Source organism: Paenibacillus thalictri (genome assembly GCF_004307995.1).
GTDB classification, from domain to species: Bacteria; Bacillota; Bacilli; order Paenibacillales; family NBRC-103111; genus Paenibacillus_AF; species Paenibacillus_AF thalictri.
The window spans coordinates 52,745-65,844 of the sequence record NZ_SIRE01000010.1 but is presented as its reverse complement, the minus strand read 5'-3'; the positions used below and the strand labels follow the sequence as shown (position 1 = coordinate 65,844).

General features: G+C 52.4%; 10 protein-coding genes. All 10 read right to left on the bottom strand.

Features of this window, described 5'->3' with window-relative positions:
* Nucleotides 1-6 precede the first annotated feature (6 nt).
* Entirely contained in the window at nucleotides 7-1,104 is a 1,098-nt protein-coding gene (gene spoVE / locus EYB31_RS14840; protein ID WP_131014138.1) for a stage V sporulation protein E, read from the bottom strand.
* A gap of 71 nt (nucleotides 1,105-1,175) precedes the next feature.
* The gene (gene murD, locus EYB31_RS14835) at nucleotides 1,176-2,567 is read right to left on the bottom strand and encodes a UDP-N-acetylmuramoyl-L-alanine--D-glutamate ligase (RefSeq protein WP_131014137.1); all 1,392 of its coding nucleotides are present in this window, start codon (nucleotides 2,565-2,567) and stop codon (nucleotides 1,176-1,178) included.
* 17 nt (nucleotides 2,568-2,584) lie between these two features.
* Complete coding sequence (gene mraY / locus EYB31_RS14830; protein ID WP_131014136.1) at nucleotides 2,585-3,538, bottom strand: phospho-N-acetylmuramoyl-pentapeptide-transferase; 954 nt, start codon at nucleotides 3,536-3,538, stop codon at nucleotides 2,585-2,587.
* Nucleotides 3,528-4,931 carry a UDP-N-acetylmuramoyl-tripeptide--D-alanyl-D-alanine ligase gene (locus tag EYB31_RS14825; RefSeq protein ID WP_131014135.1) on the bottom strand — a complete coding sequence of 468 codons (1,404 nt, stop codon included), beginning with the start codon at nucleotides 4,929-4,931 and terminating at the stop codon, nucleotides 3,528-3,530. The genes mraY and EYB31_RS14825 overlap by 11 nt, the downstream gene beginning before the upstream one ends.
* Nucleotides 4,928-6,418, bottom strand: coding sequence for a UDP-N-acetylmuramoyl-L-alanyl-D-glutamate--2,6-diaminopimelate ligase (locus tag EYB31_RS14820; protein ID WP_131014134.1), 1,491 nt, complete (start codon nucleotides 6,416-6,418; stop codon nucleotides 4,928-4,930). The genes EYB31_RS14825 and EYB31_RS14820 overlap by 4 nt, the downstream gene beginning before the upstream one ends.
* 186 nt (nucleotides 6,419-6,604) lie before the next feature.
* The gene (locus EYB31_RS14815) at nucleotides 6,605-8,578 is read right to left on the bottom strand and encodes a stage V sporulation protein D (RefSeq protein ID WP_131014133.1); all 1,974 of its coding nucleotides are present in this window, start codon (nucleotides 8,576-8,578) and stop codon (nucleotides 6,605-6,607) included.
* Nucleotides 8,579-8,662: 84 nt separating this feature from the next.
* On the bottom strand, nucleotides 8,663-11,041 hold the full coding sequence (locus tag EYB31_RS14810; RefSeq protein WP_131014132.1) for a penicillin-binding transpeptidase domain-containing protein: 2,379 nt from the start codon (nucleotides 11,039-11,041) through the stop codon (nucleotides 8,663-8,665).
* Between the two features lie 59 nt (nucleotides 11,042-11,100).
* Nucleotides 11,101-11,427, bottom strand: a complete 327-nt coding sequence (gene ftsL, locus EYB31_RS14805) for a cell division protein FtsL (RefSeq protein ID WP_240762433.1) — start codon at nucleotides 11,425-11,427, stop codon at nucleotides 11,101-11,103.
* Between the two features lie 156 nt (nucleotides 11,428-11,583).
* Entirely contained in the window at nucleotides 11,584-12,534 is a 951-nt protein-coding gene (rsmH, locus tag EYB31_RS14800; protein ID WP_131014130.1) for a 16S rRNA (cytosine(1402)-N(4))-methyltransferase RsmH, read from the bottom strand.
* A 23-nt stretch (nucleotides 12,535-12,557) separates the two neighbouring features.
* Nucleotides 12,558-12,995 (bottom strand): division/cell wall cluster transcriptional repressor MraZ, encoded by a 438-nt coding sequence (mraZ, locus tag EYB31_RS14795; protein WP_131014129.1) that lies wholly within the window; start codon nucleotides 12,993-12,995, stop codon nucleotides 12,558-12,560.
* Nucleotides 12,996-13,100: the final 105 nt, after the last annotated feature.

The following is a 13,100-nucleotide window of genomic DNA, read 5'->3' as shown; positions in this document are numbered from 1 at the left end:
TTAAAATCACCTCGAATACCGGGATATGTTAAGCAGTACGCCGATTGAGGCGAGTATAAGCGTCAGCGACGAACCTCCTGCGCTGATCAGCGGCAGCGTAATGCCCGTTACCGGGAACATGCCGATGACGACGCCGATGTTGATGATCACCTGCACGCCGATCATACCAACGATGCCGGTTGCCAGCAAGCTGCCAAATGTGTCCGGAGCCGTGATGGCGGTGCGCATGCCTCGCCACACAAGCAGCATAAACAAGATAAGCACAAGTGCGCCGCCGATAAAACCAAGCTCTTCGGCAATAATCGAAAAAATAAAATCGGTTTGCGGTTCCGGAAGATAGCTGTATTTTTGCCGGCTCATGCCAAGGCCCAGACCGACCAATCCGCCGGGTCCGATCGCATACAGCGATTGGATCGCCTGATAACCCGCGCCAAGCGGGTCCTGCCACGGATCAAGAAACGCGGTAATCCGTTTCAGCCGGTACGGGGCGGCGATAATCAGACCGACCAATCCCGCCGCGCCAACCATGCCCAAATAAGATAAATGAAGCAAACGCGCGCCGGCGATATAAATAATAAGCAGCGACGCCCCGACAAGCACCGCGCCGGTGCCCAGATCGGGCTGCAGCATAATCAGGCCGAAGGCGAGTCCCATCAGCGCAAGCGGTGGAACGAGCCCTTTGGTAAACAGCGTAATTTTCGACTGCTGCTCGGAAAGCAGCTTGGATAAAAAAACAATCATGCCCAGCTTCATAAATTCCGACGGCTGGATGCCAAACGAGCCGATGCCCAGCCAACTGCGCGCGCCGCCGCGAATGACTCCGATCCCCGGGATCAGCACGGCGACAAGCAGCACCAAACAGACGATTAGACCAACTTTGGCGTACTTTTTCCAAATCCAATAATCCGTGTTCATCGTGACAAACATCGCGATCACGCCGAGAACCGCAAAAAGCAGCTGGCGCTTCAAATAATAAAAGTAATCGCCGTGCTCGTGAAAAGAAAGCACGGCGCTGGCGCTGTACACCATGACAAGGCCTATGGTCAGCAGCGCAAGCGTGCAAAGCGCAATCATAGCATCCGGAGCAGACCGGGCTTTTCCCATACCGCGACACCTCTACCCTTTCGGTTTAAGGAACGGGTACCATCGCCCGGCACAGGCTTGACCCAGTCCCTTTATAAAAGGTTATGCACGGACTCCTTAAACATGCGTCCCCTTTCTTCGTAAGAAGGAAACATGTCCCAGCTGGCGCAAGCCGGCGAAAGCAGCACCGCATCGCCCGGCTCGGCCATAGCGGACGCTTCGCGCGCCGCTTCCGTAATGGCGTCCTGAGCATTAGCAGTATCGACCGTTTTTACTCGGGTTAAGCCTGCAAGTTCGGCGACTGCGCGAATTTTGTGGCGTGTTTCGCCAAGCAGCACGATCCCTTTGACACGCTCGCGGAGAATTGGAAGCAGCTCCATATAATCCGAGCCGCGGTCAAGGCCTCCGGCAATTAAAATAACCGGCCGGGACAACGCATCAATTGCTTTAATCGTAGCTAAAGAATTAGTAGCTTTGGAGTTGTTGTAAAACATCACGTCGTCCCGCACGGCAACCTGCTCCAGCCTATGCTCAACGCCTTTGAATTCATGCAGCACTTTGGCAATAACGGAAAGCGGAACGCCGGATGTCAGTGCCGCAGCTGTCGCCGCAAGCGCATTTTCGGCATTAAAGCCGCCGGGAATACCCAGATCGTAAACATCGATCACCGAATGCGCCTGGCCACCTTTGCCGCGGTATGTAATTTGCTTATTTTCATCGATATAAACGCCATAAGGCAGCTGCTGTGAACCGGAGAACGGCAGCACATCCGACTTCAGCTGGGCGGCAATGGCCCGGCATACTTCATCGTCCCAATTGAGGATAGCCGTATCCTCCGCTGTCTGGTTGTCGAACAGCTTGGCTTTTGACGCAATATAGTCTTCCATCGACCCATGATAATCCAAGTGTGTCTCCGCTATATTCAGCAAGCAGGCAATACGCGGACGAAATTGATCCGTTCCTTTCAGCTGGAAGCTGCTGAGCTCGACAACCATCCGGTTGTCCGATTCGGCCTCAAGTGCCGCTTCGGTTAAAGCACGGCCGATATTGCCGGCCACAATCGGTTTTAAACCGGCCTCCTGCAGCATCAGTCCGATCCACGTCGTGGTTGTCGTTTTGCCGTTGGAACCGGTAATGCCGATGATTGGCGCTTTGCAGATCCGGTAGGCAACCTCCACTTCGGTGACAATCTCGATGTTTAAGCTGAGCGCCTTCTGAAGCGGTTCGATCGTGTAAGGGATGCCGGGATTTTTAACGACAAGCGAGACGCTTTCATTAATTAAGCCGGGCGGATGAGAGCCGCATATAACAGAAATACCCAAAGCCGTTAATTCATCGGCTTCAGGGCACTGTGAACGGTCCTTCTTATCGTTGACCAAACAAACGGCTCCCATTTCGTGAAACAGCTTGGCAACGGCCACGCCGCTTCGGGCCAATCCTAAAATAACGACCTTGCGGCCGCGATATGCGCCTAAATGCTCCATGTTGCTTTCAACACCTCTTAATAAATGTATAGTCCAATCCCTGCAAGCACGACGCCCGCCAGCCAAAAGGTGACGACCACACGCCATTCGGACCAGCCTGACAGCTCGAAATGATGATGAATCGGGCTCATTTTGAACACGCGTTTGCCTCTTGTCTTAAAGGATGTCACTTGAATAATGACGGAAAGCACTTCCACGACAAAAACGCCGCCAATCACGGCAAGCAGCACCTCTTGTTTGGTCAAAATCGCCGCCGCCGCAAGCCCGCCGCCCAAGCCAAGCGAACCCGTATCGCCCATAAACACCTTGGCCGGGTGCGCGTTAAACACGAGAAAACCAAGCACCGCGCCTACCGTCGCCGCACAAAAAATCGCCACATCCGGTTTGGTAATGTTCATCGCCACAATCGCAAACGCCCCAAAAGCGACAGCGCTTGTACCTGCCAGCAGCCCGTCAAGTCCGTCCGTGAAATTCACGGCATTGGACGTGCCCAGCATTAAGAACGCCACAAACGGATAATACAACCAGCCAAGCGGCACGTTCACGTCAAACAGCGGGATGTGAATATCGGTGCTGTGCCCTTTTTGCACAAGCAGCACGCAGACGATCACGGAGATCAACAGCTGGCCGACCAGCTTTTGGCGCGCCGTCAACCCCAAAGAACGTTTGAACAAAATTTTAATATAATCGTCTAAAAATCCGATAAAGCCGTAACCCAGCGTCGCAATGAGCAGTATCGCGGTATCCGAGCTGTTGTCGGAAAAACGCAGCACGGCAAGCATAAGCGCCAGCATAATGATCGTGCCGCCCATCGTTGGGGTTCCGGCTTTTTTCAAGTGCCCTTGCGGGCCGTCCGTACGGATCTGCTGGCCAAACTTCAATCTGCGCAGCAGCGGTATAAATAAAGGTCCCATGATGACGGCAAGCAAAAACGCCGCCCCCATAGTAAACATAACTAATTTAAACTCCACGATGCGATCCCCCCTGCAGGCCTGTTACAACCTGCTCCAGCTTCATGCCGCGCGAACCCTTGACAAGTACTACATCTTCGGGCCTGACTATCCGGGCTAAAGCCGTCACCAATTCATTTTTGTCGTCAAATGCCTTTACTTTCTCTGGATGAAATTTTTTGCTCGCTTCTTCGGCAATATGCTTGGACAACGGTCCGAATACAAATACGGTCTCCACCTCGCCGGGATCCAGCAGCGCCCCCATGCTGCGATGGAATTCCGCTTCACGCGGACCAAGCTCCAGCATATCGCCCAGCACGGCGTATTTACGGCCATAACCCTGCAGCTCGTGAAGCAGCTGCAGCGCCGCCCTCATCGAAGTCGGACTGGCGTTGTATGCGTCGTTAAGTATCGTCAAGCCGGAATCCGCCTTAATCAGCTCAATCCGCATGCTCGTAAGCTGGAGCGACTCGAGGCCTTGCGCCATCCGTTCAGCGGTGACACCCAACCGCTGTGCCAGTCCGATGACCGCTAACGCATTGATGACGTTATGTTTGCCCAGCAGCGGGATATAGAAATCGACACCGGGACAAGCGTTAACCGCAAACCGGGTTCCTTCCACTTCCGCCTGTATGCTTACCGGGTAAATATCGTTGTCTTCGGACGTTCCGAAGCGAACTTTTTCCGGTGGTGTTGATAACCCCATCTCTTGGACCGCCTGCTCGATTAATGGCTCATCACCTAAATATACGAACAACCCACCCGGTTTTAGACCGTGTAAAATTTCCGTTTTTGCTCTGGCGATCTCTTCTCTGCTGCCAAGCTGCAGCAGATGAGCCTCCCCGATATTGGTAATGATAGCCGCATCGGGCTGCGCAATATCGGACAAAAGCTCAATTTCTTTTCTGCCGCTCATGCCCATTTCCAGCACAGCCACTTCCGTGTCCTCTTCAAGCTGCAATAAGGTTAGCGGCAATCCGATATGGTTGTTCAGGTTGCCCATCGTTTTATGAACACGGTATGTCGTCGACAGGACAGCGGCAAGCATGTCTTTGGTTGTCGTTTTGCCGTTGCTGCCCGTGACGCCGATAATTTTGGTATTCAACTCGGACCTGTAAGCTTTAGCCAATCTTTGCAAAGCCGCCAGCGAGTCGTCAACAAGAATAATCGGCAGGCCTGCAGGCGCTTGACCATGCCCCTCCTGCCATAACGATGCTGCCGCGCCTTTATCTATCGCATCCTGCACAAAGTCATGCCCGTCGAAATGTTCGCCGACAAGCGGCACGTACAAACTGCCCGGCTGGATCGCACGGGTATCCTTCGATACGCCGGCAATCAGCTGATCCGGGTCTGCATCAGGTACAGCAGTCCCTCCGATCATCGCAGCGATTTGCGCAAGTGTTCTCCGAATCATGGGAATCGTCTCCTTATCGCTTCTTTGGCAACTAGACGATCGTCGAAATCGTGCTTCTCGCCCATAATCTCCTGGTACGTCTCGTGGCCTTTCCCCGCAATCAATACTACATCGTTCGGGCTCGCCAAATCAATAGCCTTTTGTATCGCTTCACGGCGATCGTCAATTAATTCATACCTGTCGGACGCAATGCCCGCTTCGGTAAGTCCCGGCTCGATGTCGAGCATAATCGCATGCGGATTTTCGGATCTTGGATTGTCCGAAGTCACGATCACGTAATCGCTGTATTCGGCTGTGACTTTGCCCATCAGCGGCCGTTTCTTGCGATCGCGGTCGCCGCCGCATCCGAATACGGTAACAATTCGCCCTTCGGCAAACTGCTTGATCGTGGAAAGCGCATTGTCCAATCCGTCCGGCGTATGTGCGTAATCGACCAGGACCAAGAATGGCTGGCCCGCTTCAACGACTTCCATCCGTCCTTCTACCGCCGGCATATTCTCCAGACTTTGAGCAATCCGCTGCAGATCAATGCCTTCCACCAGCGAAGCGGCGATCGCGCCAAGCACATTGTATACGTTAAACGTGCCTACAAGCCTCATGTTTACCGGCACCGTGCCTTTAAACGTATGACATACAAAGGTAGTGCCGTTTGAGCCCATTTTGATATCGGTCGCTCTAACGTCAGCATCGCGATGAATGCCGTATGTAATGACCTGCGCCGTCGTTAATCCGGCAAAATAACCGGAAGTTTCCTCATCTGCGTTAAGAATCGCAAACTGTCGGGATTCGGCGTCCGCCGCAAACGTGTTGCCAAGCCGTGAAAACAGCAAGCCTTTTGCAGCTCTATAATTATCCATCGTCTGATGATAATCCAGATGGTCTTGGGTCAAATTGGTGAATATCGCCGTGCGGAAACGGCATCCGATCACTCTTCCCGCATCCAATCCGTTGGAGGTGACCTCCATCACGCAATAGTCGCACCCTGCATCGCGCATCTTTCTCAGGTTCCGCTGCAGATCGACAGACTCTTGGGTGTTCGTGCCCGTATTAGGAATCCGCTGCGCGCCGATTTTCGTCTCAATGTTGCCCATAAGCCCGGTAACAGCGCCGGTATCGCTTAGGATATGTTCAACAATATAACTTGTGGTCGTTTTACCGTTGGTCCCGGTAATGCCGATCACTTTCAATTCATTGCTGGGATAACCGTAAAAGTGGCTGGCCAGCACCGTCATCGCATACCGGACATTCGGCACGATGAGTTGCGGCACATCCGCATCAACCGGATGCTCGCAAAGCAGCGCAACCGCGCCGGCTTCGACGGCCTGCCGGGCGAAGCCATGTCCGTCAAACACGCGCCCTTTGACGCAAATAAACATATCGCCGGGCTGCACCTTGCGGTTATCCATCTGAAGACCGCCAATGACCGTCCGATCGTCTCCGATCACCCGGCCAAGAGCCAGTCTGGACGCCAATTCGTTAAGGTTCATGGGAAGAAGCCTCCTGAGAGCTTTCCGAAGGAAAGCTTGCTTCGTAAGGATTTGCTGAGTTTTCCGTAGGAAAACTACTTCGTAAGGGATTACTGAGCTTTCCGAAGGAAAGCTTGCTTCGGAAAACAAACGATTCTCATTATACCATTATGGACAAGATTTGTGGGCTTCAAAAAACAATTCCAATTATTGGGCTCCAGGAGCCGTTTGACCGTCGCTTGAAGGCTTATTGGGTTCCGGCTCGGACGAATCGGCCAAAAATATCCGGATCGTCGAACCGCGTTCCACACGTGTGCCCGGCTTCGGTACCTGGTTGACGACCGTGCGGCCTGCACCCGATTTGGCAAGCAGGAAATTCGAATTCAGATCCTCGTAAATGTCCTCCACCGTAGCCCCTACCAAATTCGGCACCTCCACAATCGGATTGTCGCCGTATACATACTTTCGCGGCAGCTGGTCTTGGCGTGGGGGCACCTGCAGGTAACGAAGCGATTCTTCCATAATACTTTTGACGAGCGGAGCGGCGATCAAGCCGCCGAATTGGAGGCCTTGCGGGTCGTCGACCGCTGCGTATACGACAACCTTCGGATCGTCCGCCGGGGCAAAACCGATAAACGAAACGATGTGTTCATCGGCGGAATAACGGCCGTTCACGACCTTTTGCGCGGTCCCTGTCTTGCCTCCGACCCGGTAACCGTCAATAAATGCATTTCGGCCGGTTCCGTTGGCTACGACACTTTCCAGCGTTTCTCTCACCGTTTTTGAAGTTTCCGGAGAGATCACTTGACGCACCAATTCAGGCTGCACCGTATCGACCACATCGCCGGTTTCGCCATTATACCACGCCTTAGCCACATGCGGTTTAAAAAGCTTGCCGCCGTTAATCGCTGCGGACACGGCCGTAATTTGCTGAATCGGCGTCACCGAAACGCCTTGGCCAAATGCCGTAGTCGCCAGCTCGACAGGACCGACACGCGAAGGCTTAAACATAATGCCGTTTTCCTCGCCGCCAAGGTCGATGCCGGTTTTTTTGCCGAATCCGAAGTTGCCGATGTATTCAAACAGCTTATCTTTCCCGAGGCGCTGCCCCATCACGACAAATCCGGGGTTGCACGAGTTTTCTACAACCTGCAAAAACGTCTCGCTGCCGTGCCCTCCGCGTTTCCAGCAGCGGAGCCGGGCACCGGCCACTTCGATGGAACCGGGATCGTGAAAATACTCGCTGAGCTGCACTTTTTTCTCTTCGATCGCCGCCGCCAGCGTAATGATTTTAAAGGTCGAACCGGGCTCGTAAGTCATCCAGATCGGCAAATTGCGATTGTATGTTTCCACCGGATAATCCTTGATGTGGCTTGGCTCGAATCCGGGTCTTGAGCCCATCGCCAAAATCTCGCCGTTATTCGGATCCATCATGACTGCGATAACGTCTTTGGCTTGATATTTCAGCATGGCCTGATCAAGCTCCCGCTCCAAGACGGATTGCAAATGATTATCGATGGTCAGCTGTAAGTTGAGCCCGTCTTTTGGTTTCGTATACTCGTCCGATGAGCCTGGCATCGTTCTGCCTGCCGCATCGGCCAAAAAGGAAATACTGCCCGGCAAGCCGGTCAGTTCTTTATCGTATTTGGCTTCCACTCCGGTTAATCCTTGGTTGTCGATGCCGGTAAAACCAAGCACATGGGCGGCAAGCCCGCCAAACGGATAATACCGCTTGTTGTCCTCGGCCACCACGATGCCCGGCAAACTCATCGCGCGGATTTCCTGCGCCTTTTCCTGCGTAATTTTACGCCCGGCCGGTTGAATCCGCACGATCAGTTGTCTTTTCGTAATCATGTTGAACAAATTTTGCTCGGACGTTTGCAAAGCGGCCGCCAATTTGGCGGCAGTTGCTTGGGGATCCTTGACCTGCGCCGGGATCGCCATAATCGAAGGCGAGCTGATATTGTACGCCAGCCTAACACCGTTTCTGTCGACAATCTCCCCGCGCTCTGCGGCAAACGGCACGTTTCTCCGCCATGATTGCTCTGCAAGCTCAGTTAATTCGGGGCCAATCCACATTTGTACGTAAGCCAGCCTAATCACCAAGGCGGCAAATAAAATCGTTCCTATAATCAGTGCCGCGTATAGCCGCCTGCGAACCGTAACGCCGGAAGCTCTCATGAACGTATCTACCCCTTTCTTACACTGCAAGTCCAGATCGTTTCATATCCAGACTATTCAGGACAAGTTAGGGTTAGAACAAGCTTACCGGTTTTGCGGAGCAACTTTTTTTGCCGGATCGCTCCCGCTTGTTGTATCTTTTTTGACTGCAGCGTTTTGCGGCGCCGTATTTTGCGGTTTGACGGCTCCCGGAGGCGCTTTTTTCTTCACTTGCGCCGTTTCCTGGCTTTTTGCATCTTTCGACAATGCCGGCAACTCCTGCATCAGCTCGCTGAAGGGTTTTAACTCCAGGTTCAATACCGCCGAATCGCCTTCGCCGGATAAGCTCTGCGAAGCGACATAACCTTCACCGGACGTAACACATTGCACCTTCAGGAACGAACATATTTCCAGCGCGTCCCGCACCGATTTTCCCGTCATATTCGGAATGGAGATCGCCCCATCCTCCTGCATGACGATGTAGATGTGCTGAGAGACGCCAACCTCCGTTCCCGCATCGGGAAATTGATCCACGACCTTCGGACCGTTTCCGATTGCTTCTACGGATACGCCATATTTATTTACTGCCGCTTTGGCCTGATCAAACGAAAGCCCGTTTAAATTCGGCACGCTCATTTTGCTGTCTTTATCCGTTGCTTTCATCTGCTGCGTGGAAGAGGGAACTCCCAAATAGTGAAGTGTTTGGGTTACAATTTCTTTGAAAGCGGGAGGACCGATTTCACCCCCGCGGTGCCAGTTTCCGCCAATATCAGGGTCATCGGCGATAATCGTCAGCAAAATCCGCGGATCTTCTATAGGCGCATAGCCGGCAAAGGAAACAACCCACTTGTTTTCGGCATATCCTTTTTCCCCGGGATTTACTTTGTTGGCCGTCCCGGTTTTACCTGCTACACGGTATCCATCGATATAGGCCTTGCGCCCGGTACCGATCGATTGGTCAGATACGACCTGCTCCAAATACTCCGTAACTTGCTGAGCGGTCTTTTCGGAAACGACTTGGCGTACCACTTTCGGTTCGAAAGACTGCACTACTTCCCCCGTTGTCGGATTCACAATGTCCTTCACCACGTGCGGCCACATCAGCTTCCCGCCGTTAGCGACCACGCCGTAAGCGGCAGTTTGCTGAATCGCAGTGACCGTCAAGCCTTGACCGTAGGTGGAGGTGGCGAATTCTGCGGGATATTTCATATTAACAATACCGGAAAGTTCGCCGGGGATATCTATTCCCGTTTTTTGGCCGAATCCGAATTTGGAAATGTAGCTGGACAATCTTTCCTGCCCAAGCTTCTCAAGTCCCAGCTTGACAAAAGCGACGTTACTCGAACGCTTCAATCCCTCCAGATACGTGATCGTACCCCAGCCGGACAGCTCCCAGTCGTGCAAACGGCGGCCGGGAACTTGAATGGAACCCGACACGTACTTATCGTTAGGATCAAACAAACCTTCTTCTACCGCTCCGGCCAATGTGACCAATTTAAAGGTCGAACCCGGCTCATACTGCGAAGCGATATTATGATTGATGAAATCGCTTTGCGCTTTCGTTTCCCAATATTTATTCGGATTATAGTTGGGATAACTGACCATGCCAAGGATTTCCATCGTTTTCGGATCGGCGGCGATCGCCATCATCCCTTTGGGATGATATTTTTCCTGCATTTTATCGAGTGCGTTTTCCATATAAAATTGAATGTTCTTATCAATGGTCAGCCTTACGTTGCTGCCGTCGATCGCAGGCTGAAAAACCGCTTTGCTATCCGGCAGCTCTACGCCTTTCTGGTCTTTCTGGTAGCTCAAAAAGCCCGGCGTGCCGCTGAGCACCTTGTCATAGGCGGCTTCCAGCCCCGTGACCGCCTTGCCTTCTTTATCGCTATAACCTAACAAGTGAGATGCAAGCTTGCCTCCCGGGTAAAAGCGTTTTTGATCTTCCAGTAAATAAATGCCGGTTGTTTTCGGCTTGACGCCTTTCGGGTCCCTCGCTTTTGCCGTTTCCTTCAAATCTTCGGCCAATTGGCGAACCTTGTCTGCAACTTCGGCGTCGATTTTCCAGCCTTCGTTGCGAATTTCAATTTGGGACAACAAATTGCCGTCTTTATTTTTCGTATTGATACGAGTGCGGATTTTATCTTCCAAGGCGGCGATATCTTTCGGGTCGTCGGAAATTTTCAAAATATCGGCCAAACCCTTCACCGTTTCATCCAGAACTTTCCTGTCGATAATGATTTGCGGGGCCAACGCTACCGTATAAGCCGGAGCATCTTCGGCCATCACTTTATTGTTGCGATCCAAAATTTGTCCGCGTACCGGTTTGATTTCCTTGTCGGTTTCCCATTTCTCCTTGGCGGCTGCAAGCAGCCAAGGGGATTCCACCACTTGCACCCAATACACTCGGCCTACGAGGGCAATAAAAAAGAGGGTGAATAACCCTCCCAGCAGCAACGAACGACCTTTTACCTTCTTAGTCATCGTCAGTCATCCTTTTTATTTGTATTTAGAGGTAGTTTTGAACTCGTTTAGTCACTGATCTAAGGTGTGCCTCCTGCAACCGACTTGCCGGATGTAGCAGCGCCGGCATTCCCGCTAGGTTGTCTGTTCGGAATGCGGCTGATTTGTTTATCCTCCGGCTGCACCATACCCAGCCGTTTGGCTTCCTGCAGCATGCGGCCCGGGCTGGAAAGAGCTTCCACCTTATGTTTTAAAGCGCTATTTTCAGATTCGAGCTGGCGAATGGACACTTCCATCTGTTGAATTCGGGTATTCATTTCGTATATTTGCGCGTATCTCCAAATAATGACACCGGCTACGAGAACACAGACGACAACAGTGAACAAATACAGCAGCTTTTCTTGCATCGGAAGAGATTTGCTCCTGGTTACGACCGTTTTCTTCTCTTTCACTCTGACTCGCTGGCTAGATTTTTGCTCAACCGCTAAGCTCCCATGAATATAGGCCGGCATTGTTTGACTCCCCTTTCTGATTTACCTTCCACTTTATATGTGCACCGTCAATTACAATTTTTCGGCAACTCTCAGCTTGGCCGAGCGCGCTCTTGGATTTGCCTCAAGCTCTAACTCCGTCGCTTCAATCGGCTTCCGGTTGACCAGCTTGAGAATGCCTTTTTTCTCACAAACACAGATAGGAAAATCGGGCGGGCAGGTGCACCGCTCCACATATTTCGCAAATGTCGTCTTGCAGATGCGGTCTTCGAGAGAATGAAACGTTATGACCGCAATTCTTCCGCCCGGGGCCAGACAGCGGATGCCTTGCTCAAGCGCTTCCTCAAAAGCCCCAAGCTCATCGTTGACCGCGATGCGCAGCGCCTGGAAACTTCTTTTGGCCGGATGAGGCCCGCTCCTTCTTGCCGCGGCGGGAATTCCCTCCTTGATCAACTCCACAAGCTGGCCGGTCGTTTCGATCGGCCCTTCCTCACGCGCTTTGACAATACGCGCCGCAATTTTCCGCGAAAACTTCTCCTCGCCGTATTCAAAAAGAATTTTGGCGATTTTCGCCTCTTCCCACTCGTTAACGATCTCTTTGGCCGTCAAATCCGCATTCCGGTCCATCCGCATATCAAGTTCGGCGTCGTGGTTGTAGCTAAATCCGCGATCAGCTTCGTCCAGCTGCGGGGAAGAAACGCCAAGATCGAACAAAATGCCGTCCACCTGAGGTTTCCCATCCTTGACCGCCTCGGGTATCGAATATAATTCTTCTTCCAAATGACGAAAATTGCTGCGAACCAGCTTCACCCGGTCGCGGTAGGGCGCCAGCTTGATTTGCGCATTGGCCAGTGCCGCGTCATCCTGATCGAAAGCGATCAAGAGCCCCGACTCGTTAAGCTGCGAGGCGATCAGCGAGCTGTGCCCGGCGCCTCCAAGGGTACAATCGACGTATACGCCGTCCGGCTTCATATGCAAGCCTTGAACGGACTGCTCCAACAATACAGTTATATGATGAAACAATAGCGGGTCCTCCTGTTGTGCGTTTACAGATCGAAGTTGAAATCGACCAATTTCTCGGCAATTTCATTAAATGATTCCTCCGATGCTTGAGAATAGCTTTCCCATATTTGCTTGCCCCAAATCTCCACGCGGCTCGATACGCCGATGACGACGCATTCCTTCTCCAGCTTGGCATGTTCTACAAGCATGTTAGGAATATTAATCCGCCCCTGCTTGTCCAGCTCGCATTCAGTGGCGCCCGAGAAGAAAAACCGGGTAAATGCCCGCGCATCCGATTTCATCAGAGGCAGCGCCTTCAGCTTCTGCTCCATAACGTGCCATTCGGACATCGGGTATACAAACAAACATTGGTCAAGCCCGCGTGTAACGATAAACGTGGATCCAAGCTCCTCGCGGAACTTAGCAGGGATGATCATGCGGCCTTTATCGTCGATACTGTGCTGATATTCGCCCATGAACATGCTACGTCACCCCTTTTTCACCACTTTACCCCACTTTCTACCACCATTATACCAAAATAATTCGCTACGTATATAAAAAATCCTGCCTCGGGGGCAGGATTTAGC

Bases quoted from the DNA above. Each gene is read 5' to 3' on its own strand.
- spoVE (WP_131014138.1), bottom strand. From the start codon at position 1,104: ATGGGAAAAGCCCGGTCTGCTCCGGATGCTATGATTGCGCTTTGCACG.
- murD (WP_131014137.1), bottom strand. From the start codon at position 2,567: ATGGAGCATTTAGGCGCATATCGCGGCCGCAAGGTCGTTATTTTAGGA.
- EYB31_RS14825 (WP_131014135.1), bottom strand. From the start codon at position 4,931: ATGATTCGGAGAACACTTGCGCAAATCGCTGCGATGATCGGAGGGACT.
- EYB31_RS14820 (WP_131014134.1), bottom strand. From the start codon at position 6,418: ATGAACCTTAACGAATTGGCGTCCAGACTGGCTCTTGGCCGGGTGATC.
- EYB31_RS14815 (WP_131014133.1), bottom strand. From the start codon at position 8,578: ATGAGAGCTTCCGGCGTTACGGTTCGCAGGCGGCTATACGCGGCACTG.
- EYB31_RS14810 (WP_131014132.1), bottom strand. From the start codon at position 11,041: ATGACTAAGAAGGTAAAAGGTCGTTCGTTGCTGCTGGGAGGGTTATTC.
- ftsL (WP_240762433.1), bottom strand. From the start codon at position 11,427: ATGCAAGAAAAGCTGCTGTATTTGTTCACTGTTGTCGTCTGTGTTCTC.
- mraZ (WP_131014129.1), bottom strand. From the start codon at position 12,995: ATGTTCATGGGCGAATATCAGCACAGTATCGACGATAAAGGCCGCATG.